Here is a 23,495-nt window from a genome sequence, read left to right as displayed (position 1 = left end):
GTGAGCATCATGGACAGTGTTCGATACGGGTACCTGAAAGGTTCCAGGTATGAACCATGCAACCTGCACGGTGCACGTCCCGACGGGGTACGTCGTCGGTGGGTGGCGTGTCGGGGAGGCCCTGGCCAGTGGAAGCTGGAGCAGCGTCTACTCGGCGGAGCGCGCCGGGCCCGGTGAGCCGCGCGTGGCCGCGCTCAAGTTCATCCCGACCGGCACCCTGACCTCGCGCCAGCTCAGTCATCTTGCCGACATGGCCGAGCGGGAGGTCGCGGTGCACCGGCGGGTCGAGCACCCCGGGCTGATCCGGGTGCTCGACATCATCGTGATCGACGACCCGGACTGCCCGGCGCTCGACGGCGTCACGGTGCTGGCCCTGGAACTGGCGGCCGAGTCGGCGGCCGCCGCGCTGGAAAGAGCGGACGGTGGCGGGCTGCCGGACGCCCCGCGGATCATCGCCGACGTCGGCGGCGCCCTCGCCCACCTGCACCGCGCGGGCTGGGTGCACGGCGACCTGAAGCCGGGAAACATCCTGCTCATGCCGGACGGCTCGGCCCGGCTCGCCGACTTCGGGCTGGCCGCGGAGATCGACGGCACACACGCCTACCTGCCGCCCGGCGGGACCTCCGACTACGTGCCGCCCGAGCGCTGGGCCGAGCCGGTGCGCGACCACGGCACCGCCGTCCGGCAGACCGCCGACATCTGGGCTCTCGGCGTCGTGACCTGCCGGCTGCTGACCGGCCGCCTGCCGTTCCCGGGCGTGACCGCGCGGGCCCGGGCCTCGGCCGCCTCCGCCTACGCCACCGGCCAGGAGCCGCTGAGCCTGCCCGACGAGCTCGCCGAGCCGTGGCGGGGGTTCGTGGCCGACTGCCTGGCGCCCGATCACGCCACCCGGCGGCGCCATGACGCCGCGTCGCTGCACCGGCGGGCACTGGAGATCGTCGCCGGCGATCCGGTCCGGCGTTTCCGCTACACCCGGCGCCGCGTCGCCGTCGCCACCGCGAGCCTGCTCGGCGTGGCCGGCGCCGTCGCCGGGCTGGTCTGGGCGCTTCCGTCCGGGCATCCCGCCGACGCGGTCGCGTCACAGACGGGCAAATACCAACACTATTTCCGTACGGACGCTGACATCCCGCCGGAGTACTACGACTTGATCGTCGAGGCCGGAACGATGTGCCCGGAGAACAAGGCCGTGTCGCCGGTGCTGGTGGCGGCCATGCTCAAGGACGAGAGCGGCTTCGACCCCGCCCTGTCCGATCCGGCGGCGGACGAGTACGGCATCGCGCGCTGGACCCCCGGGGTGCTGAAGTTCTACCTGCCGGCCGGGCAGCGCGACAAGATCCCCGCGCCGCCGTTCCCGCCCGACGTGTCGATTCCCGCGGTGGGCCGCTACCTGTGCTGGATGGCGCCCAAGCTCGAGGAGGTGCCGGGCAGCCCCGAGGAGAACCTGGCCGCCGCCTACCGGACCTCGACGGACGTCGTCCGCAACGCGCACGGGATACCGACCGGCCGGCCCAAGCTGACGCTCTACATCGACCGCCTGCGGGGGTACCTGACCCAATATCGACCCGCCGGTGCCGTGGCTCCGACCCCAGTGGAGTCATAGCCATCGGTCACTGGGAAAGCAGGGCCAGGTGCTCCTCGCGTACGAGATCGAATTGAAGCGCGAGCGAGACGAGAGCGTTCCGTTGCCAGTCGGCCTTGGGTTTCTCGGTGCTGTCCGGTGATTTGACCCGCAGCTTCTCGCGGGCGAGATAGTCGATGTGGAAGTTGACCGCCGCCCGGGTCAGGCCGGTCGTGGCGGGCAGGCCGGCGAGCCGGTCGACGATCTCGGGCGCGGTCGGGATGACCGGGCTGGAGGCGTTGCGCAGCCGCGGCTCGCAGAGGGCGAGCAGGATCATGAAGTACTTCGCGGTCTCGTCGAGCGGGAACGACGTGCGGGTCGCGTCGGCCGATCCGTCGGGAACGGCGGCGATGTCCGCGTACGCGTGCTGGGGTGCGAAGACGTAGAAGGCGGCGGACTTGTCCGTGCCGGGGACGATCACGCGGGAGAACTCGAACGGGACCGGCATCTCGAGCCGGCGCGGCGCGACCTTGATGAACTCGCCGCCGCCCTCGGGATTTTCGATCACGTAGGTGTTGCGAACGCTGAGATTGCTCACCAGCCAGTGGTCCTCGACCGCGAGGATCCGCCCGGCCACCCGCGAGATCGCCACGTCGGGAAGGGCGATGTCGACCGGGCTCTGCGCGGAGCCGCGGCCGAAGGTGGCCGCCTGGCCGGGCGCGAGCTCCCGCACGGTGGGTGGATTGTCGCAGCTCTGCACGATGACCCCCGCTACCCGCAAAGCCACGCCTCCTCACGCGTCGTCACGGGCAGACTACGCGGCGGCGGTCGGCGAGCGAAGCCTGCGGTCGGGAATCACCGCCACCCCGAGGATCTCGATCAACGCCTCCGGCTGCCACAGGCTCGTGCAGCCGATGCCGGCCATCGCGGGGTAGACCGGCCCGGCGAGCTCCCGCCAGACCTTCCCGATCTCCTTGCCGTGCGCCTGGTAGTCGGGGATGTCGGTGAGATAGATCGTGATCGAGACGAGGTCTTCCGGCTCGCCGCCGGCCTCGCGAAGCGTCGTGAGCACGTTGCCGAACGCCTGGCGGAACTGCTCGACGATGCCGCCCGGAACGATCGTCATGTCCGCGTCGAGAGCGGTCTGCCCGCCCAGGTAGAGCGTGTTGCCGGAGAGCGTGCCGTGCGAGTAGCCGCGGGGCGCGGGCAGGGAGCCCGGGTTCACGGGGATCGGCGTCATGCATTGACTTTATGTGACGGCCGTGAAAAATACGAGATATGGAGCCCGACCTCAGCAACTATGTCCTCGAGGGCGACAACTCGATGTACCGGCTGCCCAGCGGCCTGGTCGCCCCCGTGGTGACCCGTGGTGGCCTCGAGCACGGCGACACCGCCAACTCGGGCGGGGCGATCCGCGTGTCCGGGGTGAGCATCCAGCACACCCCGGCCCGCCGCCTGTGGTTCGGCAAGGTGCACAACGACCCCGGCTACCGCTCCGTGACCCACCACCACGGCGAGGCCGAGACCGGTGGCTACGTGCTGTCCGGCAAGGCGCGCATCTACTTCGGCGAGCGCTTCGAGGACTACATCGACATGGAGACGGGCGACTGGGTGTTCGTCCCGCCGTTCATGCCGCACATCGAATGCAATCGCAGCCGGTCGGAACCGCTCACCTGGCTCACCACGCGCACGCCCGAGAACATCGTGGTCAACCTCGCCGACGTGCCCGACGACGAGCTGCCCGGCTGGGTGAACCGGTGACGACCTCCGAGGTGGTGACCGCCGCGCTCACGCTGAAGCCGGTCGAGGCCGAGCACTTCGACGAGGCGTACGTGGGCACGCCGCAACCCTGCCCCTGGCCCAAGGCGTACGGCGGGGACCTGGTCGGTCCGGCCACGGCCGCGCTTGTCCGCTCGGTCGGACCGGACCGGGCGATCCACTCGATGCACAGCTATTTCCTGCGGCCGGTCGAGATCGGCGCCGAGGTCCGCTACGAGGTGGAGCATCTGCGCGACGGGCGCGGCTACTCCACCCGGCACCTGCGGGCATACCAGGCCGGCAAGGTCGTGTACGCGGCGATGGCGTCGTTCCACACCGGGGAGGCCGGTGACGCGTTCGCGACCCCGTTCCCCGACGGCGTGCCCGACCCGTCGTCGCTGCCCAGCTCGGCGGACTATCTGCGGGACGAGCCGCCGGGCACCGGCACGATGACGGCCGCGTCGAAGGCGTACTGGTCGAACGGGCGCGGCTTCGACATGCGGCACGTTCCCGGCCCGGTCTACCTGCGGGTCGAGGGGGAGCGGACGCCGCACCAGGCGGTCTGGGTCAAGCCGTTCGACCCGCTGCGCCCGGTCGACGGGCTGAGCCGGGAGCAGCTGCACACCGCCGCCCTCGCCTACGTCTGCGACTACACCATCCTCGAGCCCATCCTCCGCGTGCTCGGCCGCCCCTGGGCCGAGCCCGGGCTGGTCACCGCCAGTCTCGACCACGCGATGTGGTTCCACCGCGCCGGCTCCGTCGACGACTGGCTGCTGTACGTGCAGGACGCGGTGGCCGCCGACTCCGGTCGCGGCCTCGGCGCCGGGCGCTTCTTCACCCGCGACCGGCGGCATCTGGCCACGGTCGCCCAGGAGGGCATGATTCGCGCGTCCTGAAAGGACATTCCCGTGGGGCTCTCGCCATCCGCTCACGCCGATACGTTCAGCCGCGACCACTTACCGCCCGCGGACCTCTGGCCGGCTCTCGAGTTCACGCTGCCCGAGCTGCGCTACCCGGACCGCCTCAACGCGGCCACCGAGCTCATCGACAAGCCGGCCGCGCGGTTCGGCGCGGACCGGCCGGCGCTGCGCACGCCGTCCGGGGAGACGTGGACGTACGGTGAGCTGCGATTGCGGGCCAACCAGGTCGCCCAGGTCCTCACCGAGGACTTCGGCCTGGTCCCCGGGCAGCGGGTCATGCTGCGCTCGCCCAACAATCCGTGGACCGTCGCGGCCTGGCTCGGCGTGCTCAAGGCGGGCGGGGTCGTCGTCACCACCATGGCGGCGCTGCGCATCCGGGAGATCGGGCCGGTCGCTTCCCGCACCCGGCCGGCCATCACGCTCGTCGACGACCGGTTTGTCCTACCCGAGATCGACCACGTGCTCTACTCCGAGTTGCGAAAGCGGGCCGAGGGCAAATCCGGCGAGTTCGTCGACGTGGAAACGGCCGCCGACGACGTCGCGCTGCTCGCGCCCACCTCCGGCAGCACCGGCACCCCGAAGATCACCATGCACTTCCACCGCGACCTGCTGTCCATCGACAACACCTTCGGCCGCCAGGTGCTGGGTTTGACGAAGGACGACCTGGTCGCCTGCTCGGCGCCGCTCGCGTTCACCTTCGGGCTCGGCGCGCTGCTCGTCTTCCCGCTGCGGGCCGGCGCCTGCTCGCTGCTGACCGAGGCGACGACACCGGTCCAGCTCGCCGAGCTCGTCGCCCGCCACGGCGTCACCGCCCTGGCGACGGCCCCCACCGCGTACAAGACCATGCTGCGCGAGGGCCGGGAGGGCGACCTGGCCGGCCTCCGCCTGGCGCTCTCGGCCGGCGAGCACCTGCCGCAGTCGACCTGGGAGCGGCTGCGCGACGACCTCGGCCTGCGGGTGATCGACGGCATCGGGACCACCGAGCTGCTGCACATCTTCATCTCCGCGGCCGGCGACGGCATCCGCCCCGGCGCCACCGGCCGGCCGGTGCCCGGCTGGCGCGCCGCGATCCTCGGCCCGGACGGCGCCGAGCTGGGCGCCGGCGAGCCCGGGCGGCTCGCCGTCATCGGGCCGGTCGGCTGCCGTTACCTCGACGACGAGCGCCAGCACGCGTACGTCGAGAAGGGCTGGAACGTCACGGGGGACACGTTCGTCCGGGACGACGACGGATACTTCTTCTACCGATCGCGTACCGACAACCTGATCGTCTCCTCGGGCTACAACATCGGCAACGCCGAGGTCGAGTCCGCGATCGACACCCACCCCGACGTGCTGGAGAGCGCGGTCGTGGCGCGTCCCGACAGCGAGCGCGGCTCGGTGGTCTGCGCCTTCGTGGTCCTGCGGCCGGGCGTGACCGGCGACGCGGCGAAGGCCAAGGAGATCCAGGACCACGTCAAGCAGATCCTGGCGCCGTACAAGTACCCGCGCGACGTCCGCTTCCGGGATTCGTTGCCGCGCAACGCGAACGGGAAGCTGCAGCATTTCGTGCTGCGCGGGATCGCCGAGGACTCACCGGCAGGAGTGCAATGAAGGTAGCGATCGTCGGCGGGGGACCGGGCGGGCTCTACTTCGCCGCGCTCATGAAGCAGCTCGACCCGGCCCATGACATCACCGTCTGGGAGCGCAACGCCCCCGACGACACGTTCGGCTTCGGCGTGGTGTTCTCCGACGAGACGCTGGGCGGCATCGACAACGCCGACACCGAGTTCGCGGCGGCGATGGCCACCCGGTTCGCCCGTTGGACCGACATCGACATCCACTTCCGCGGCGCCAGCCACACCGTCGGCGGACAGGGATTCGCCGCGATGAGCCGCAAGGAGCTGCTCGGCCTGCTCCAGCGGCGGTGCCGGGAACTCGGCGTCACCGTGCACTTCTCGACGCTCGCGCCGGACGTCGAGGCGCTGCGGGCCACGCACGACCTGGTGCTGGCGGCCGACGGCGCCAACTCGCCGATCCGGGCCGCGCACGCCTCCGTCTTCGGCCCGACCCTGGACCGGCGGCCCAACAAGTACATGTGGCTCGGCACCGACCTGGTCTTCGAGGCGTTCCAGTTCTTCATCAAGCAGACGCCGTGGGGAACCATGCAGGTCCACGGCTACCCGTACTCCGAGCAGGGCTCCACCTTCATCGTCGAGATGCACGAGGAGGTCTGGCGCCGGGCCGGGTTCGACACCGCCGGGGACGTGCCGCTGCCGCCCGGCGTCTCCGACGAGCCGGCCATCGAACGGCTCCGGGAGATCTTCGCCGAGGAGCTGGCCGGACACCAGTTGCTGGCCAACAACTCGAAGTGGCTCAACTTCACGACCGTCCGCAATCGACAGTGGCACGACGGCAACCTGGTCCTGGTCGGGGACGCCGCGCACACCGCGCACTTCTCGATCGGGTCCGGCACCAAACTCGCCATGGAGGACTCGCTCGCTCTCGCCGCGTGCCTGCACGAGAACCCCGACATCACCACCGCACTTCTCGCGTACGAGGGGGAGCGGCGTCCCGTGGTCGAGTCGACCCAGCGGGCCGCGCAGGCGTCGCTGGAGTGGTTCGAGAACATCGCGATGTACGCCGATCAGGAGCCGACGCAGTTCTGTTTCAACCTCCTCACCCGATCGCGCCGGATCACGTACGAGAATCTGCGCGCCCGCGACGCCGAGTTCGCCGACCGGGTCGACGCGGCGTTCGCGGCCGAGCACGGGCTCGACACGGTCGCGCCGGCGATGTTCCAGCCGTACCGTCTCGGCGGTCTTGAACTGAAGAACCGGATCGTGGTGTCCCCGATGGACATGTACTCGGCGGCCGACGGTGTCCCCGGCGACTTTCACCTCGTGCACCTCGGCTCGAAGGCCATGGGCGGCGCCGGCCTGGTCATGACCGAGATGGTCTGCGTGTCGCCGGAGGGGCGGATCACCCCGGGCTGCACCGGCATCTGGAACGACGAGCAGCGCGGCCACTGGAGACGGATCGTCGACTTCGTGCACGACCGCAGCACCGCCCGGATCGGACTGCAGCTCGGCCACTCCGGCCGCAAGGGCTCGACCCGCCTGATGTGGGAGGGCATGGACGAGCCGCTGGCCGACGGCAACTGGGCGGTGATCGGCCCGTCGCCGCTGCCGTACGGGCCCGGCTGTCACGTGCCGCGCGAGGCGAGCCAGGCCGACATGGACCAGGTCGTGGCGGACTTCGTCGCCGCCGCCCGCCGGGGGGCCGCGGCCGGCTTCGACCTGCTCGAACTGCACTGCGCCCACGGCTACCTGCTTTCGTCGTTCCTGTCCCCGATCGCCAACCGGCGGACCGACGACTACGGCGGCAGCCTCGAGAACCGGCTGCGGTTCCCGCTCGAGGTGTTCGACGCCGTTCGCGCCGTCTGGCCCGCCGACCGGCCGATGAGCGTGCGGATCTCGGCCACCGACTGGATCGAGGAGGGCAACACCGAGCACGACGCCGTCGCGATCGCCCGCGCGTTCGCCGAGCACGGCGCCGACGCCATCGACGTCTCCACCGGCCAGGTCGCCCGGCACGAGCGGCCCGCCTTCGGCCGCTCCTACCAGACGCCGTTCGCCGACCGGGTCAAGCACGAGGTCCCGGGCGTCACCGTCATCGCCGTCGGCGCGATCGCCTCGTACGACGATGTGAATTCGATCCTGCTCGCCGGGCGAGCCCACCTTTGCGCGCTCGGCCGCACCCATCTGTACGACCCACATTGGACGCTGCACGCCGCGGCCGAACAGGAGTATCGGGGTCTTGCCGCGGACTGGCCCGCGCCGTTCCGGGCGGGCAGCCGCAAACCGCCGGCCGGGCGTACCGACGCGGTCCGGCCCCGGCTCTCGCTGCTGCGCGCGGACGAGAGCGGGATCGACACCCATCTGCGGTGGCGGCCGTACCGCTCCAGTACGGTACGAGCATGACGGTGGACGCGGAGCCGGCGGTCGGCCGCGACACCCGCATCTCCCAGCTGATCTTCACCATCTTCGGCCTGTACGCGCGGGCCGAGAGCAACTGGCTGTCCGTGGCGTCGGTGGTGCGGCTCCTGGCCGACCTCGGCGTCGACGGACAGGCCGCCCGATCCTCGATCTCTCGCCTGAAACGGCGGGGCGTGCTCGGCAGCGAGCGCCACGACGGCGCGGCCGGCTACTCCCTCGACGGCCCGACCCTCGAGGTGCTCGCCGAGGGCGACGTCCGCATCTTCGAGCGCACCCGGGCCGCCGCCGACGAGGGCTGGGTGGTGGTCGTCTTCTCCGTCCCCGAGTCCGAGCGGGAGAAGCGGCACGCGCTGCGCACCAGCCTGACCCGCCTCGGCTTCGGCACGGCGGCGCCGGGTGTGTGGATAGCGCCGGAGAACCTGGCCGCCGAGACCCGCCGCACCCTGGAACGGCGCGGCCTCGCCGGTTACGTCGACATCTTCGCCGGGAACTACCTCGCCTTCGGCGACCCGCGCGCGAAGGTCCGCCAGTGGTGGGACCTCGACGAGCTCACCACCCTGTACGCCGACTTCCTCCGCCGCCATCGCCCGCTCCTGGATCGCATCACCGCCGGCGGCCCGACCCCGCTCGAGGCCTTCCAGATGTACGTGCCGATGCTCACCGAGTGGCGGCGACTGCCCTACCGCGACCCGGGACTGCCGCTGTCGCTCCTGCCGCCGGACTGGAACGGGGTTCTGGCCGCCGCGCTGTTCGAGGAGCTGAACGGGGCGCTGCGCGCAAGAGCCCGCGAGTACGCCCACACCGTCGTCCACCCCTACCTAGGACAGGGCGCGGACGATCAGTGAGACGGCGCCCAGGGCCGCCATCGTCAAGGCGACCGCCTGCGCCGTGCCCGCCCCGATGCGTTTTGCGAACGGCCAGACCGCGCCCGCCCCGGCCAGCAGCCGGCGGCGATCGCCCCGACCGGCCGGTCGACCCAGTGCGCCCGCTTGCCCGAGACGAGCAGTCCCACCCCCGCGAGCACGGCGGCGCCGGCGGTGGCCAGCACCCAGTCCGCCCGCAGGTGACTGGTCAGCACCACCGCCGGCCAGACCAGCAGGGCCGCCGGCACGAACAGGCGCGCCGCGTCGCCCCACCGCGCGTGCCGGAAGGTGCCGGCCAGGATCACGGCGTTGAGCAACAACGACAGAGCCACGGCCAGCCGTACGCCGTCGGCCCGCCCCAGCGCGAGGATGAGCAGTGGCCCGGCCACGAGCGCGAAGCCGATCCCGCTGAGCGCCTGCGCCGCCGCGGCCACCGCCACGACCAGCACGACGGCGAGCGTGTACCACCACGACCCGTGCGTCATCAGTACGGGTTGCCGCACACCCGCCACGTGCCGGAGTCCTTCACCATGACGAGCGTGTGGGTCTCGGAGCTGCCGTCGGCGTACCGCAGCTGCGCGTCCGCCGAGGCCGTGGTCTTGCCGTTGATGTTGCGCACGAACGCCGACACTATGTCGTGGCTCGTGATCTTCGGCCGGGTGCCGACGATCTGGTCGAACTGCGCCGCGGTGAACGCGCTCCGCGCCTGCGGGCAGAGGCTCGCGTACGCGGCGGCGGTGTTCCCCGACTCGAGGTCACTGACGAACGCGTCGGCCGAGTCCTGAACCGGGCCCACCGCGTTCTTCGCGGTCTTGAACAACGCGAAGCCGCCGACGACGGCGCCGCAGCAGCACAGTGCGAGCACCGCGCCGACGATGATGAGGACAGTCCGCGTCGTGTTCTTCTTCGGCGGCGGAGGAGGCGAGGGCGGGAAATACCCCATGAACGCAAGGTAACAACGTCGATCAATGGCCGGGAAGGAACCGCACCTCGGGGAAGGCCCGGCTCGGACCGTCGAGCAGCCGGCTCCGGGCGCCGCGGAGATGACGGTCGAAGAAGGCCAGCGGGTAGGCCTGCTGGATCCGGGTCGCGCGAACCGGGTCCAGCTTGCCGATCCAGCCCTCGAGCTCCTCGGCAGTCCAGCCCATCAGCCTCGCCAGCTGCGGAATCAGCGACTCGTGGTCGCAGTAGGCGCCGTGCCGGCCGCCCTCGGCCCGCACGTTGAGCCGCCAGCCGCGCAGGAGCCGCCAGAACTCCTCGACGGGCGGCGCATCGGCCCGGGTGAAGTCCGCGGTCATCAGCATGAACGGCCGGTCCAGCGCGGCTGGCCGTGGCCCCGATTCCATCGGGCCGTCGAAGCTGAGGCCGGCCCGCACGCGGCTGTCCACGTTCATGACCAGGGCGGCGGCGGTGGCGCCCTTCGAGAAGCCGAACACGCCGACGTGGCGCAGGTCGAGCGCGGCGGCCAGTCCGGCGGGCAGCGGAAGGTGCCCGGTGGCTGCCTTCTCGAGGCGGTCGAGGACGAACAGGACGTCGTCGGCGTGGGTCCACGGCGTGGTCGACTCGTCGTCGGGGACGGCGAGCCGGCCGTCCGGGAACTCGACATAGGAGTCGTGGGGGTGGTCGACCGTGGCCACGACGTAGCCGTGGCTGGCCAGTTCCTGCACCACGACGGTCGCCTCGGAACGGTGGCCGCCGGCGCCGTGCGAGAACAGGATCACGGGGTGGCGGCCGGGGAGCGCCGGAGCGCCCTCGCGGCCCGACGTGAGCGGTCCCGCCGCGACGCCGGGGTCGAAGCCGTTGTCCTCGAGGAGCGCCCGCAACGGCGCGGCCGGCATCCACGGCGCCCGCGGATGACGCCGGGCGCCGGGCGCGGCCGGGTACCACACGCCGGCCATCGTGTCGCGGTCGGCAAGGTGCAGCGACACGGTGCCGACCGGGTGTGGGCCGGTGGGTGCGGGCAGCGTGAGCCGGGCCGGGGCCGCCACGACCCGGCCGGCACCGGCGGCCGTGGCGAGCGGGACGGCCAGGCCGGCGGCGAGCAGGCCGCGGCGGGTCAGGGTCATCTGTCCTCCGTGGTGGTTTCGACGCGGGCGATCAGCACCTTCAGGCGGCCGATCTCCTCGGCGAGGGCGGCGTTGCCGTCGGGGGTGATGGTGATCCAGGTGCGGCCGCGCTTGCCCTCGTAGCCCTTCTCGATGTCGATCAGGCCCGCCGTCTCCAGCACGCTCAGGTGCTTGGAGAGGTTGCCGGCGGTCAGGTCGAGCTGGGTACGCAGGTAGCCGAACTCGACGCGCCGGGCCTCGTGCGCGATGGCGAGGATGCCCAGCCGCACCCGCTGGTGCACGACCTCGTCGAGGCCGATGACCGGGTGGCCGGACGGGTCGGGGGTGCCGGTCTGGGCGGTCACCGCTGCCTCCGGCGGGCCTGGGAGAAGCCGATCCCGCCCGCCAGGAGCACGGCGCCGGCGATGAGCTGCGGTGGCGTCATCGACAGCCGGAGCTGGGTGGTCGTCCCCGACAGGAACGACGGGATCAGCCAATCCGGCAGTCGCATGCCCTCGGTCGTCGGCACCACCAGCAGCACCAGCACCAGATAGCCCAGGGTGAACAGCAGCAGCGGGACGTTGCGTTCCAGGCGGGCCAGCACCAGCAGGGCAAGCCCGATCAGGCCCCACGGTGCGATCAGCCGGTCCAGCACGATCCACCAGAACGGCATCGGGCCACCCCCGAAGGGCGGGTGGCTCGGGAAATAGGCGGCCGCCGCCGTGTACGCGGCCGTGAGCACGACGGCGGTCGCGGCACCGGTGATCGCGTACGGCAGCACTCGGGCACCCAGCCCCCGCGCCCGGGCGGCTCGCACGTAGCTGACGGCGATCGCCGCATAGGCAAGCAGGAGCGCGGGCGGCCAGTAGTAGAGCATGGCCCGGCGCGAGAACATGCAGCCACCGTCGTCGCACTGCACCTTCATGAAGAGCCAGTCGAACGGGACCGCGACGAGGGTCACCGCGGCCAGCACCAGCAGCGCGACCCAGGTCAGGCGCTGGTCGCGGCGCACGCGGCCGGCCAGGAGGCGCACGTCGGAGAGGAGGCGGTGAGGGTCGTCACCGGTGGACACCGAGTCAGTGGTCATGGCAATAGGTTTTCACAGCAAACCTATTGGCGCTAGCCCCAACTTGGCGACGCGCATCTGTAGGCGCCGCCGGTCCGTACTACCCGGTGACCAAGTTTTCGAGCCCGACGATGGAGGCATGGTGCGCCGAGCGCTGGAGATGAGCCGTCCGTGGTTGACCGGTTGTGCCGTGGCCGCGACGCTCGCGACCCTGATGGCCTGTGCCCCGGCCGCGCCCGGTGGGTCGCCGGCCACGGTGGGCGCGGGCGCGGCGACGACCGGCGGGAAGGCCGGAACGGGAACCACGGCGACCGGCGGCATCGATCCGAAATGCACGAGGGCCACCAAGGTCAAGATCACCAAGACCGGCGGGACGTACGCGTTCAGCCCGGCCGGCCTCACGATCGAGCGTGGCGCCGCGCTCGCGATCACCAACGGGTCCGGCGCCGCCCGGACGCTGACGACGAGCCCCGACGCGGGCATCGTCACCAGCGTGGTCGACCGCGGCGAGCGCCAGGTCATCCAGTTCCCGGACGAGGGCGCCTTCACGGTGCGCAGCGCCGGCGCCGTGCTCCGCTTGACCGTCTCCGGCGACAGCGGGTGCCGGGCGCCGGCGCACAGCCTGACCATCGTCGCCGCACCGTCCGGCGGGTACGCCTTCGAGCCGGCGAAGGTCACCGTGGCCGCGACGGAGAACTTCGCCGTGACGAACCGGTCCGGCACGGCCCAGACCGTGGTCTGCGGCCAGGACGACAACGGCGAGAACTCCCGGCTCGCCAAGGGGGAGACGCAGTTGCTGGCCCTCGACGAGCCGGGGCGCTACACGTGCACCAGCCTCCAGCACAGCAGCGCGAAGGTGACCATCACGGTGAAGGCGGACTAATACCCTTCGGCGGCAAGGCCCGCGTCCCCGGGGGTTCGCCGCGGTCGCCCCACCGCGGCCAGGGCCGCTGCGCGGAAGCCCGAGACCTCGGGTCCAAACGGTGTCCAGCGCCGAGCGCGGACGGGCGGGTCAGCCGTTGATCTCGTCGCGCCAGGCGAGCCAGTGCCGCAGCTCGGTGAGGTCGTAGTCCGGCCCGCCGGTCTCGACGGTGAACAGGGTGACGCCCTGCTCCAGCAGGGCCGGGCCGGACTCGCCGGGCTTGCCGGACACCGCGACCGACAGCTCGATCTCGCCCGGATCGCGGCCGACGTCGGCGCAGTGCTGCCGCAGGATGCCGGTCTTGCGCTCGATCGTCGCGGCGTTGCCGAAGCTGTGCCAGATGTCGGCGTGCTTGGCCACCAGCCGCAGGGTCTTCTTCTCGCCGCCACCGCCGATCAGGACGGGGATCTTGCGGGTCGGCGGCGGGTTCAGCGCGCCCAGGCGGGACTCGATGCGGGGCAGGGCGGCGGCCAGGTCGTCGAGCCGCCCGCCCGCGGTGCCGAACTCGTAGCCGTACTCCTGGTAGTCCCGCTCGAACCAGCCGGAGCCGATGCCCAGGATCAGCCGGCCGTCGCCGATCCGGTCGACCGTGCGGGCCATGTCGGCCAGCAGCTCCGGGTTGCGGTAGCTGTTGCAGGTGACCAGCGCGCCGATCTCCACCCGCGAGGTCTGCTCGGCCCAGGCCGCGAGCATGGTCCAGCACTCGAAGTGCAGCCCGTCCGGGTCGCCGGAGAGCGGGAAGAAATGGTCCCAGTTGAACAGGATGTCCGTGCCCAGGTCTTCCGCCTCGGCGACGGCGCGGCGGATGCCCCGGTAGTCGGAATGCTGCGGCTGGATCTGTACGCCGATCCGGACGGGCCTCGAAGTCATGATCACAGACTAGGCGGGCCGGCCACCCGGTAGCACGTGTACACCACCCCGCCGTCGAATCCGCGCTCGTCCAGCGTGACCAGCCGCTGCCGGAGCCCGCCGGGGAGGAACGGTGTTCCGCCGCCGACGATGACGGGGGAGACGAACAGGCGTACCTCATCGACCAGCCCGGCCCGGAACGCGTGGGCGGCGAGCGTCGGCCCGCCGATGCTGAGGTCGCGGGAAGCCGAGTCCTTCAGCTGCCGGACGGCATCGGGGTCGAACGTCCGCGAGATCCGGGTGCGCGCGCTGCGCACGTCGTCCAGGGTGGTCGAGTACACGATCTTGTCGGCGGCCTGCCACAGCCGGGCGTAGTCGAGCATGACCGGCGGCTGGTCCGGCGTTGCCAAGGTCTCCCAGAAGACCATCGTCTCGTAGAGGCGGCGGCCGTACAGATAGGTCCCGATCGGCCGTTCGAGGTCGTTGACGAAGGCGTGCACCTCGGTGTCGGGCGCGGCCCACTCGAAATTGCCCTTCTCGTCGGCTATGTAGCCGTCGAGGGATGTCATCGCGGTGCAGATCAGCTTGGCCACCCCCACGACTGTAGGGTCTCTCGGTGTGACCGTCCCTGCCGATTCGGCCAACAATCCGGTTCGAGTGGCCACCACCGGCCTGGTCGAGCTGCGGGCCGATCCGCGCCGGTCGGCCGGCAGCCTGATGTATGACGGCGACGGCGTCGAGACCGGCCGGCACTTCCACGACGTGCACGAGATCGAGTACGCCTGCCGCGGGCTGGTCGAGGTCCGCACCGAGACCGCCCACTACCTGTTGCCACCCCATCAGGCGGCCTGGATTCCGGCGGGCCTGCCCCATCGGACGACGTTGCACGCGGGCGCGCAGACCCTCGCCGTGCTCTTCGACCCGGGGCTCATTTCCCCACCAGGCGATCGCGTACGGATCATCGCCGTCTCCCCGATGCTGCGCGAGATGTTCCTCCACTCGGAGCGGTGGCCGATCGGCCGCGCGGAGTCGGGGCCGCACGCCGATTCGTTCTTCCAGACCCTGGCGTACGTCGTCGCGGAGGCCCTGGACGACGAGATGCCGCTGAATCTGCCGGTCACGACCGATCCGGCCGTCGCCGCGGCCGCCGACTACACCCGCGCCCACCTCGCCGGCGTCACGGCCGGTGAGGTGGCCCGCGCGGTCCGGGTCTCGGAGCGGACCCTGCGCCGCGCCTTCCACACCCGCATGGGCATGTCCTGGCGGACGTACCTGCTCCGCGCGCGCGTCCTCCGGGCGATGGCGATGCTGGCCGAGGACGATCGTTCCGTCCTCGAGGTCTCCATCGCGGTCGGTTTCGACGATGTCGGCGCGTTCGCGCGCTCGTTCGCCCGGCACTGCGGCGAGACCCCCTCCGCCTACCGCCGGCGGGTCACGGCAGGCGCAGGCGGGCCTGGACCGGCAGGTGATCGCTAGGGAACTGTCCCTGATGACTGTGCGTGTTCATCATGGCGGCCATCGTGGTGATCCCCGGGGTGGTGAGGATCCAGTCGTCGCGCTCGCCGCCGGGCACGAGCCCTCGATAGTTGTGGATCGTCGCGTACGCCGGGCCGCGGCGCTGGGCGTCGAGCCAGGCGTCGGCGAGGCCGGTCCGGTCGGTCAGCAGGTGGTAGACCCAGCCGCCGGGCTCGGCCGGGCTGTTGAAGTCGCCGGTCAGCACGACCGGCAGCGACTCGAACGCGCGCAGCCGTTCCCGCAGCAGCGCCGCGCCGTGGCGGCGGGCGTTCTCGCTCACGTTGTCCAGGTGGGTGTTGACGGCGTAGAAGTGCCGGCCGGTCGCGAGGTCGGCGAACAGCACCCAGGTGACCATCCGGGTGTGGCCGGCGCCCCAGCTGACCGACCCCGGGACGGCCGGCGTCTCGGAGAGCCAGAAGTTCCCCGACTCGAGCGGGAGCAGCCGGGCCTTGTCGAAGAAGATCGCCATGTGCTCGCCGGCGTCGCCCCCGTCCCGGCCCATTCCGATGTACGCGTAGCCGGCGCCCAGGTCGCTCCGGATGTCGCGCAGCTGAGCGGGGAGCCCCTCCTGGGTGCCGATCAGGTCCGGCCGTTCCTTCGTCAGCAGAGCCCGCATCACCGGGCGCCGCTGCGCCCACGAATTCGGTGCGGTGTCGCCGGCGTACCGCAGATTGAAGGTCATGACGTCGAGGTCGGCGAGGGTGGGCGGCCCGGCGAGCGCATCCATCGCGGTGGCCGGCGGGTGGGGGATCGACGCCTGCCGGACGAGCCGGGCCCTCGGCGGTGGCGCGCCGACGTCCCCGCCGATCGCGTAGACAACGGCGATGGCGAGTGCCGTCAGGATCATCGGCCGCATCGACATGGCTCGACGATAGCAAGAGCATCATCACAGAGAGTGACGGTCGCCCTCGCCTGCTCAATTCCTAGATCATCCCGTACGAGCCGGGAGCGCGACCGCGGGCGCGTGAGGCGCCGGCGGTGATGAGCGCGGCGACGGCGCCGGGATCGTCGGCCATCGGGACGTGCCCGCAGCCGGCCAGGGGTTCGACGCGGGTGTCCGGGGGCAACTCGCCGAGGTGCCGGGACTGACGGGGAAGCAGGAGGCGATCCCGCGACCCGAAGGCGACGGTGACCGGCGCGTCGAGGGGCGGACCCGCCCGGTAGCAGCGCGGCTCGGTCGCCCTCATCGTCGCCTCGAATCCCGGGCAGTCCGCCATCGCGCGCACCGCCGCGCGTGCGTAGCCGGCCGACATCCGGGCCGGCTGCCCGTGGGTCTGCCCGAGGATGATGACCCGGCCGGCGCGGTAACGGACGAGACGGCAGGCGAGCGCCGTGAGATGCCGGGCCAGCCACCGGGTCGTACGCAGGCTGATCCGGTTGTAGAGCGGGGTTTCGCCGTGCCACAGCCCGGCCGGCGAGAGCAGGGTCAGCGACCGGAGCGGGCGGATGGCGGCGAGCTCGAGCGCGACCCAGCCGCCCAGGGAGTTGCCGGCCACGTGCGGCGTCTCCACGCCCTCGGCGTCGAGGAAGGCGGCCACGGTCGCGGCGATGACCGCGGGCAGTGGCTCGACCTCCGGCGGCAGCGACGGCGACTCGCCGAAGCCGGGCAGGTCGATCGCGAGCACGTCGAACCGCTCGGCCAGCTCGTCGATGACCGGATCCCAGGCCTGGCGGGCGGATCCGATGCCGTGCAGGAGAACCAGCACCGGCCCGGTGCCGCGGCGGGTGAACGCGAGTGTCATGGTGTCGTGCCTTCCGTCGGTGCGTCTTGCGGTCGGTGAGGGGACGACCGGCCGCGCCGACTTGTGACACCTGCCCGGCCCGGCTCTTGACTCGCCGGGCGGCAGCGTCGATGCTTTGGGAGCGCTCCCATTGATGTGTCTCAATACGGAGGAACAGCCGTGTCGCGTAGGTTCCTGCTGTCCGTGCTGGTCGCGGTCGCCGCCGCCGTCATCGTGGCGCCGCCCGCCCAGGCCGCCACCCCCGTACGGATCATGCCGCTCGGTGATTCGATCACCGCCGGGCCGGGGTGCTGGCGCGCCAAGCTCTGGCACCGGCTGCAGACCGCCGGCTACACGAACATCGACTTCGTCGGCACCCAGTCCGACGGCGGGGGCTGCAATCCCGGCTACTCGTACGACTTCGACCACGAGGGACACGGCGGCTACGCGGCCACCGGCATCGCGAACAATGACCAGCTGCCGCCGTGGCTGGCCGCCGCCAAGCCCGACGTCGTCCTCATGCATCTGGGCACCAACGACATGTGGGGCGGCTACATCCCGCTGCAGGACAAGCTGAACGCCTTCACCAAGCTGGTCGGCCAGATGCGCGCCCAGAACCCGGCCATGAAGATCGTCGTCGCGAAGATCATCCCGATGAGCGCGGCCGCCTGCTCCACCTGCCCCGCCGACGTCGCGGCGCTCGACAACGCGATCCCGGCCTGGGCCGCGGGCCTCAGCACCGCCCAGTCCCCGATCACCGTCGCCGACCTGTGGACGGGCTACGATGCGGTCGCCGACAACGTCGACGGCGTCCACCCGAACGACGCCGGCTTCCAGAAGATGTCCGACGCCTGGTATCCGGCGGTCGCACGGGTCCTGGGCGGTACGACTCCCACGACCCCGCCGACGACCCCGCCCACGACCCAGCCGACGACCCCGCCCACGACCGCGCCCACCACCCCGCCGCCGGCCGGCGTCTGCACGGCGACCTACAAGGTGGTCTCACAATGGACCGGCGGCTTCCAGGGCGAGGTCACCGTCCGCAACGGCTCCTCGTCGGCCTCCGCCGGCTGGACCGCGACGTTCACCTACGCCAACGGTCAGACCATCAGCCAGGCCTGGAACGCGACGGTCACCCAGTCCGGCGCGACCGTGACCGCCCGCAACGTCGACTGGAACGGCCGCCTCGCCGCCGGTGGCACCGCCACCTTCGGCTTCCTCGCCTCGTCGGCCACCGCCAACGCGGTCCCGGCGGTGACCTGCACCCTGACCGCGTGACGGCCGGCAGGCTGTGCGCCGGCCGGTCGGCGCGGTGGCGGGGAGCGCCTCCCAGGTGAGAGCGGCAAAGCCGGAGGGTACGGGCGGTGGCTTCGGCACCGGTCTCCGGCTCTCGCGCCGCGGTCCGCCGCCGTAGGGCCTTCGCAATCGGCGGCCGAGCCGACCGTCGGTCCTCGTCGGCGGGGGCACTTCGGCCCTGCCCCGGGCACGGTTCGCGTCCGTACGGTGGGGGCGAGAGGGGGTGCATCTGATGATCATCAGCAACGCCGTGCGGCGCCGGATGTACCGCGGTGGTCGTCCGAGCGGGCTGGCCCGTGCGCTCAACCGGGTGTCCGCGCTCCATTTCCGCTCCGGCATCCTGGCGCCCGCCGACTGGATCACGATGGAGGTGGCCGGCCGCCGGACCGGGCACATCGTGTCCTGCCCGCTGGTCGTGACCCGGTACGAGGGGGAGCGCTACCTTGTCTCCATGCTCGGCGAGGAGGCGAACTGGGTCGCCAACGTGCGGGCCGCGGGCGGCGACGTGGTGCTGCGCCACCGCCGGCGTGAGCCGGTCCACCTGGCCGAGGTTGATCCCGGCGAGCGTGCCCCGATCCTGCGCCGGTTCCTTGCGGTCGCGCCGGGCGCGCGCCCGCACGTGCCGGTTGACCGGCACGCGCCGGTGACCGAGTTCGAGCGGATCGCCGCCGGATATCCCGTCTTCCGCGTGACGCCGCGGCCCTGACGGGGCGCGTGTCCCGGCCCTGTTCCCGGGGCTCGCGGTGCTCGCTCACCACCTCGCCGCGACGCGCGGGGTCACCGGGATGACGGCGACCGGACAAGCGGCCAGCGCGGCGAGCTTCTTGACGGTCTCGCCGAGGGTGCCGGCCGCGGCGACCACCAGCGCGGCGTCGTGGCTCAGCGCGGCGAGGGCCCGCGCCGGATCGTCGTCGTGCAGGATCTGCCGCTCCACCGAGGCCGCCTCGTCCGGCGGCAGGTTGTCGTAGAGCGATGCGGTCAGCAGCCGGTCGCTGTCCGTCATCGCCTCGCGGCGGGTCCGCACGTGCGCGACACGCAGCGGAAGTTTCCGGCGCCGGGCCTCCTGCCACGCGTACATGAGGACGACGCCGGCGCTCCCGTCCTCGTCGACCGCGGCCAGCACGAGGGGCGGTTCGATCTGCGTGGACATGACGGCCTCCCTTGCTCGGTGAGCCCACCGGCGCCCGGTCCGCGGCCGCCGCGACCGTCCCTGTGCTCTGCGACCGCCGGGCCGCCGGCCGGCGGTGGGCTCGGGGTCAGCATCGCTCGCCGGCTCGGCCTCGCCCAGGGCCGTTGGTCCCCCGAACCCGGCGGGTGGTCACCACGGCTCCGCGTCTCGTTGCGCCGGCGGGACCACCGCGGCGCGGCCCGGTCACCGCATGAGATTCTCCCGGTGAACGGGCCGGCGTCCCGGAGGCTGGACCGGCTCGCCGGTCAGGGGGAGGGCCGCGGGGACGGGCCGGGTCACCGGGGCGGTGGGGGTGAGCACCAGCCGCTCGCCGTGGTGCCACAGCTCGAGCCGGGCATCGTCGCCCGCGTCCCGCAGCGAGTAGGCGGCCTCCCCGGGACGGACGGTCACGCGGAGGTGCAGCCCGTGCCAGAGCAGGGAGAAGGCGAGCCGATCGATGGCGCGTGGCAGGCGCGGCGCGAAGGACAGCCGGCCGCCGTGGTCGCGCATGCCGGCCAGCCCCGCGACCAGCGACAGCCAGGCTCCGGCCAGGGACGCGATGTGCACCCCGTCACGGGTGTTGCGATGCAGGTCGTAGAGGTCCATGAGCACGGCCTCACCGATGTAGTCGTACGCCAGTTCCAGGTGTCCGACCTCGGCGGCGATGATCGCCTGGGTGCACGCGGACAGCGACGAGTCCCGTACGGTGCGGCGCTCGTAGTAGGCGAAGTTGCGGGCCTTCTCCTCGGCGCTGAAGGCGTCACCGCACCAGTGCATCGCCAGCACCAGGTCCGCCTGTTTGACGACTTGCGAGCGGTACAGGTCCAGGTACGGGAAGTGCAGCAGCAAGGGATAGTCGTCCGGCCGGGTGGAGTCGAAGTCCCATTCCCGCATGAGAGTGAACCCGCGTACCTGCGGATGCACGCCGAGCTCCTCGTCGTACGGAATGTGCATGGCCGCCGCCGCGGCCCGCCAGGACACGATCTCCTCCTCGCTCCCGCCGAGCGCCCGGAACCGGTCGGGATGGGCCGTCACCGCGTCCGCGGCGGCGATCAGGTTCCGCCGGGCCATGAGATTGGTGTAGACGTTGTCGTCGGCCACGGCGGTGTACTCGTCCGGGCCGGTGACACCGTCGAGATGGAACACGCCGTGCCGGTCGTGGTGGCCGAAGGAGACCCACAGCCGCGCGGTCTCCGTGAGCAGATCGACGCCGACCTCCCGGACGAACCCCTCGTCGCCGGTCGCGTTCACGTAGCGTGTGACACCGTCGGCGACGTCCGCCGCCAGGTGCAGCGCCGCCGTGCCGGCCGGCCAGTAGCCGGAGCACTCGTGGCCACGGATCGTCCGCCACGGGAACGCCGCGCCGGCCCAGCCGAGCATCGCCGCGCGCTCCCGGGCCAGGTCGAGCGTCGCGTGGCGCCAGCGCAGCGCTTCCCGTGCGGCGCGCGGCTGGATGTAGGTGAGCACGGGCAGCACATAGCGTTCGGTGTCCCAGAACACGTGCCCGTCGTACCCCGGTCCGGTCAGGCCCTTGGCGGCGATCGGCCGTTTCTCGGCCCGGGCCCCGGCCTGCAGCACGTGGAACAGGGCGAAGCGGACCGCCTGCTGCGCCTCGGCGTCGCCGTCGAGCTCGACGTCGGCACCGTCCCAGAACCTGTCCAGATAGGCCCGCTGCGCCGCGAGCAGGCCGTCCCAGCCCTCGAACCGGGCGCCCTCGATCGCGGCGGCGACCTGGTCGCGGATCGCGGCCGGCGAGCGCCGGCTCGACCAGCCGTAGCCGATCAGCTTGACCACGCGCAGCCGCTGTCCGGGCGCGAGCCGGCACGCCACCGTGGTGCGCGCCAGGTCGGGTTCCGCTTCGCCGGTGCAGCGGACTCCGGGCGGGCCCTCGACGAAGTGATCCATCGCGGCGGCCAGCCGAAGGCCGCTCTCGCGTGTGACATGAGCCAGTGACGCGCCGGTATCGCTCGCATGGCAGTCCTCGGCGATCAGCGGTGCTCTCAGCACCGCCGACACCCGCGGATCCTTGAGCGGGCCCGGCAGAGTCTCGTTGGCCACCAGCTCGGACTGCACGATCACCCGGAGCGGGGCGTCGACGGGGGTGACCTCGTACTCGATCGCGGCGATCGATCGCTGCGTGAACGACACCAGCCGCGTCGAGCGCACCCGCACGGCACGGCCGGCGCCGGACTCCCACTCCACCTCGCGGCGCAGCACGCCGTCACGCAGGTCGAGCACACGCTCGTGCCGCCGCAGCCGCCCGTCGCGTATGTCGAACGGCTCGTCGTCCACCAGGAGCCGGATGAGCTTGCCGTTGGTGATGTTGACGATCGTCTGCCCCGACTCGGGATAGCCGTATCCGCCCTCCGCGTACGGCAGCGGGCGGAGCTCGTAGAACGAGTTGAGGTACGTCCCCGGCAGGGCGTGCGGATCGCCCTCGTCGAGGTTGCCACGCAGCCCGATGTGGCCGTTGGAGAGTGCGAAGATCGACTCTGACCGGGCCAGGAGCTCGATGTCGAGATGCGTCTCGCGCACCCGCCACGGTTCCACGGGGTACGCCGGATGCCGGATCACAGGGGTTTCCTCTCGCCGGACGACAGCGCCACACCCCATCCTGCACTCGCCCGCGGCCGGCGCCGGAATTCCGCGGAACCGGACCTCCGGAAACGGGACCATCGGCCCCCGCGCCGGACCGGCGCACCGGCCTATGCTCGCGTCGGAGGCACGCCGCGGCGGATCACGACTGGAGCGGCGCGGGCGCGGCGTTCCCCGGCCGGGAGGTGGCCTGATGGAAGCCAACGACAGACAGCGCCAGTTCGACCAGATCGTCGCTCAGCTGGCCGCTGACTATCCGTCGCTGACGGGCCGGCGTCGCTGGTCCCGCCGGCTGGCGGTCACCGTCGCGGTCCTGGGCGGCTTGGCGTGGGGCCTGCTGTCGGTGGCGATGGTCGCCTGGGGCGTGGCCGGCGTGCTGCTGACGTGCGGCGTCGCCGCGGTGATCGGTACGGGCGTGGCCGTGGACGGCCTACGCCGGCGGCGCCACTGAGCACCTTGTCAGGACGTCCCGGCGGCCCGGCGGGTGGACTACCAGTCCATCCAGCCGTCCAGAGTGGGTTTGCGCAGGTGCGGTGGCTCGTCGTAGTCGATCGCGGTCAGCCACTGCGCCCCGCGGATCACCCGGTAGCCGAGCTTGCCGGTCAGCTCCCGGACGACGGTCGGCATGTGCAGCGCGCCGAAGACGACGGCCACCTCCATGTCCTCGGTGGCGAACTCGCCGTCGATCTCCCGCATCACGCCGAGCAGCAGGTCCTCCCGCTTGATGTCGCTGTCGTCCCGCGGCACCTCGGTGTGGTCGTGGACCTCGAGCGGGGTCGTGGCGAGCCAGTCGCCGTCGCCGGTCATCGCCATGTGCAGGGCGAGCAGCGGCGTTGCCACCCTCGCGGTGACCCGCTCCTTCCGGGACATCTGGCGGTCCGGGTCCGCGTTCGGCGCCAGGTAGGCGTCGGGGAAGATGATCGGTACGCCGAGGGCGCCGTAGTCGATGTCCTGCGGCACCAGGTCGCGGCTGGCGCGCTGCCGGGCCAGGCGCATCGCGTCCGCGAAGATCATCCCGGTCGAGCTGGGCCCGTCCCAGATCTCGGCGATGACCGCCTGGCACGACCGCAGCCGCTGCCAGATCGCCCAGTAGTAGTCGGCGTGTCCCATGTGGATCGTCGGGATGACCACCCAGCGCAGCCCACCGGCGGGCCGCCGGAACGTGGTGATCGACGTCCGGAACCCCATGACGCTCAACTCGGTGAGCTGCATGTCGACAGGGTAAGGAGCCGTGGCCAGCCCGGG

25 protein-coding genes are annotated in these 23,495 nt (G+C 71.9%); 11 read left to right on the top strand and 14 right to left on the bottom strand.

The genetic code is table 11. The features are described from left to right. Positions 1-49 precede the first annotated feature (49 nt). Complete coding sequence (locus A3CQ_RS0107695; protein ID WP_026205432.1) at positions 50-1,600, top strand: serine/threonine protein kinase; 1,551 nt, start codon at positions 50-52, stop codon at positions 1,598-1,600. Positions 1,601-1,607: 7 nt separating this feature from the next. On the opposite strand, the gene A3CQ_RS0107690 is transcribed toward A3CQ_RS0107695, so the two are convergent. Together A3CQ_RS0107690 and A3CQ_RS0107685 are read right to left on the bottom strand one after the other, a co-directional pair. Then, on the bottom strand, positions 1,608-2,345 hold the full coding sequence (locus A3CQ_RS0107690; protein WP_211216489.1) for an FHA domain-containing protein: 738 nt from the start codon (positions 2,343-2,345) through the stop codon (positions 1,608-1,610). A 27-nt stretch (positions 2,346-2,372) separates the two neighbouring features. Further along, the gene (locus tag A3CQ_RS0107685) at positions 2,373-2,798 is read right to left on the bottom strand and encodes a RidA family protein (protein ID WP_020510344.1); all 426 of its coding nucleotides are present in this window, start codon (positions 2,796-2,798) and stop codon (positions 2,373-2,375) included. A 38-nt stretch (positions 2,799-2,836) separates the two neighbouring features. Here A3CQ_RS0107685 and A3CQ_RS0107680 point away from each other — a divergent pair, with 38 nt between their 5' ends. From A3CQ_RS0107680 to A3CQ_RS0107660, 5 genes are read left to right on the top strand one after another with little or no spacing between them, the layout of a single operon-like run. Continuing rightward, complete coding sequence (locus tag A3CQ_RS0107680) at positions 2,837-3,319, top strand: cupin domain-containing protein (RefSeq protein WP_020510343.1); 483 nt, start codon at positions 2,837-2,839, stop codon at positions 3,317-3,319. Continuing rightward, positions 3,316-4,212: an acyl-CoA thioesterase gene (locus A3CQ_RS0107675; protein WP_020510342.1), complete on the top strand. Its 897-nt coding sequence runs from the start codon at positions 3,316-3,318 to the stop codon at positions 4,210-4,212. Before A3CQ_RS0107680 ends, A3CQ_RS0107675 begins: the two co-directional genes overlap by 4 nt. Positions 4,213-4,224: 12 nt before the next feature. Continuing rightward, entirely contained in the window at positions 4,225-5,826 is a 1,602-nt protein-coding gene (locus A3CQ_RS0107670; RefSeq protein ID WP_020510341.1) for an AMP-binding protein, read from the top strand. Next, the gene (locus A3CQ_RS0107665) at positions 5,823-8,195 is read left to right on the top strand and encodes a bifunctional salicylyl-CoA 5-hydroxylase/oxidoreductase (RefSeq protein WP_020510340.1); all 2,373 of its coding nucleotides are present in this window, start codon (positions 5,823-5,825) and stop codon (positions 8,193-8,195) included. Before A3CQ_RS0107670 ends, A3CQ_RS0107665 begins: the two co-directional genes overlap by 4 nt. Continuing rightward, a complete protein-coding gene (locus A3CQ_RS0107660; protein WP_026205430.1) occupies positions 8,192-9,055 on the top strand; it encodes a PaaX family transcriptional regulator in 864 nt (287 codons plus the stop codon). The genes A3CQ_RS0107665 and A3CQ_RS0107660 overlap by 4 nt, the downstream gene beginning before the upstream one ends. A gap of 23 nt (positions 9,056-9,078) precedes the next feature. On the opposite strand, the gene A3CQ_RS51880 is transcribed toward A3CQ_RS0107660, so the two are convergent. Genes A3CQ_RS51880 through A3CQ_RS0107635 form a run of 5 tightly spaced genes read right to left on the bottom strand, consistent with a single transcriptional unit; the run spans position 9,079 to position 12,205 of the window. Then, on the bottom strand, positions 9,079-9,558 hold the full coding sequence (locus tag A3CQ_RS51880; RefSeq protein WP_020510338.1) for a TSUP family transporter: 480 nt from the start codon (positions 9,556-9,558) through the stop codon (positions 9,079-9,081). Next, positions 9,558-10,016, bottom strand: a complete 459-nt coding sequence (locus A3CQ_RS0107650) for an Rv0361 family membrane protein (RefSeq protein WP_020510337.1) — start codon at positions 10,014-10,016, stop codon at positions 9,558-9,560. Before A3CQ_RS0107650 ends, A3CQ_RS51880 begins: the two co-directional genes overlap by 1 nt. A gap of 22 nt (positions 10,017-10,038) precedes the next feature. Further along, entirely contained in the window at positions 10,039-11,139 is a 1,101-nt protein-coding gene (locus A3CQ_RS0107645; RefSeq protein WP_020510336.1) for an alpha/beta hydrolase family protein, read from the bottom strand. Beyond that, entirely contained in the window at positions 11,136-11,483 is a 348-nt protein-coding gene (locus tag A3CQ_RS0107640; RefSeq protein WP_020510335.1) for a transcriptional regulator, read from the bottom strand. The genes A3CQ_RS0107645 and A3CQ_RS0107640 overlap by 4 nt, the downstream gene beginning before the upstream one ends. After that, entirely contained in the window at positions 11,480-12,205 is a 726-nt protein-coding gene (locus A3CQ_RS0107635; RefSeq protein WP_020510334.1) for a hypothetical protein, read from the bottom strand. The genes A3CQ_RS0107640 and A3CQ_RS0107635 overlap by 4 nt, the downstream gene beginning before the upstream one ends. Before the next feature lie 118 nt (positions 12,206-12,323). Here A3CQ_RS0107635 and A3CQ_RS0107630 point away from each other — a divergent pair, with 118 nt between their 5' ends. Beyond that, positions 12,324-13,067, top strand: coding sequence for a cupredoxin domain-containing protein (locus tag A3CQ_RS0107630; RefSeq protein ID WP_020510333.1), 744 nt, complete (start codon positions 12,324-12,326; stop codon positions 13,065-13,067). A gap of 129 nt (positions 13,068-13,196) precedes the next feature. On the opposite strand, the gene A3CQ_RS0107625 is transcribed toward A3CQ_RS0107630, so the two are convergent. Both A3CQ_RS0107625 and A3CQ_RS0107620 read right to left on the bottom strand, forming a co-directional pair. After that, positions 13,197-13,976, bottom strand: coding sequence for an LLM class F420-dependent oxidoreductase (locus A3CQ_RS0107625; protein WP_026205429.1), 780 nt, complete (start codon positions 13,974-13,976; stop codon positions 13,197-13,199). A 2-nt stretch (positions 13,977-13,978) separates the two neighbouring features. Beyond that, positions 13,979-14,548, bottom strand: a complete 570-nt coding sequence (locus A3CQ_RS0107620) for a dihydrofolate reductase family protein (protein WP_020510331.1) — start codon at positions 14,546-14,548, stop codon at positions 13,979-13,981. Between the two features lie 25 nt (positions 14,549-14,573). Between A3CQ_RS0107620 and A3CQ_RS0107615 the strand changes: the two genes are divergently transcribed. Next, on the top strand, positions 14,574-15,431 hold the full coding sequence (locus A3CQ_RS0107615) for a helix-turn-helix domain-containing protein (protein ID WP_211216488.1): 858 nt from the start codon (positions 14,574-14,576) through the stop codon (positions 15,429-15,431). Here A3CQ_RS0107615 and A3CQ_RS0107610 read toward each other — a convergent pair. Beyond that, complete coding sequence (locus A3CQ_RS0107610) at positions 15,388-16,332, bottom strand: endonuclease/exonuclease/phosphatase family protein (protein ID WP_020510329.1); 945 nt, start codon at positions 16,330-16,332, stop codon at positions 15,388-15,390. The two genes, A3CQ_RS0107615 and A3CQ_RS0107610, sit on opposite strands and share 44 nt — an antisense overlap. Positions 16,333-16,393: 61 nt before the next feature. Beyond that, positions 16,394-17,212, bottom strand: a complete 819-nt coding sequence (locus tag A3CQ_RS51875; protein WP_020510328.1) for an alpha/beta fold hydrolase — start codon at positions 17,210-17,212, stop codon at positions 16,394-16,396. Between the two features lie 159 nt (positions 17,213-17,371). On the opposite strand from A3CQ_RS51875, the gene A3CQ_RS0107600 reads away from it, so the two are divergent. Beyond that, on the top strand, positions 17,372-18,469 hold the full coding sequence (locus tag A3CQ_RS0107600) for a cellulose binding domain-containing protein (RefSeq protein WP_026205428.1): 1,098 nt from the start codon (positions 17,372-17,374) through the stop codon (positions 18,467-18,469). Positions 18,470-18,719: 250 nt separating this feature from the next. Beyond that, positions 18,720-19,193, top strand: coding sequence for a nitroreductase/quinone reductase family protein (locus tag A3CQ_RS0107595; protein WP_245577108.1), 474 nt, complete (start codon positions 18,720-18,722; stop codon positions 19,191-19,193). Between the two features lie 45 nt (positions 19,194-19,238). Here A3CQ_RS0107595 and A3CQ_RS0107590 read toward each other — a convergent pair whose 3' ends face one another. Beyond that, on the bottom strand, positions 19,239-19,637 hold the full coding sequence (locus A3CQ_RS0107590) for a putative universal stress family protein (RefSeq protein WP_020510325.1): 399 nt from the start codon (positions 19,635-19,637) through the stop codon (positions 19,239-19,241). 222 nt (positions 19,638-19,859) lie between these two features. Continuing rightward, positions 19,860-22,229, bottom strand: a complete 2,370-nt coding sequence (locus A3CQ_RS0107585; protein WP_020510324.1) for a glycoside hydrolase family 65 protein — start codon at positions 22,227-22,229, stop codon at positions 19,860-19,862. A 214-nt stretch (positions 22,230-22,443) separates the two neighbouring features. Here A3CQ_RS0107585 and A3CQ_RS0107580 point away from each other — a divergent pair, with 214 nt between their 5' ends. Continuing rightward, a complete protein-coding gene (locus A3CQ_RS0107580; RefSeq protein WP_020510323.1) occupies positions 22,444-22,701 on the top strand; it encodes a hypothetical protein in 258 nt (85 codons plus the stop codon). Between the two features lie 38 nt (positions 22,702-22,739). On the opposite strand, the gene A3CQ_RS0107575 is transcribed toward A3CQ_RS0107580, so the two are convergent. Beyond that, complete coding sequence (locus A3CQ_RS0107575; protein ID WP_020510322.1) at positions 22,740-23,462, bottom strand: hypothetical protein; 723 nt, start codon at positions 23,460-23,462, stop codon at positions 22,740-22,742. Positions 23,463-23,495 lie beyond the last annotated feature (33 nt).

Source organism: Paractinoplanes globisporus DSM 43857 (assembly GCF_000379645.1).
Classification (GTDB): Bacteria; Actinomycetota; Actinomycetes; order Mycobacteriales; family Micromonosporaceae; genus Actinoplanes; species Actinoplanes globisporus.
This window is presented reverse-complemented; position numbering and strand designations above follow the sequence as displayed.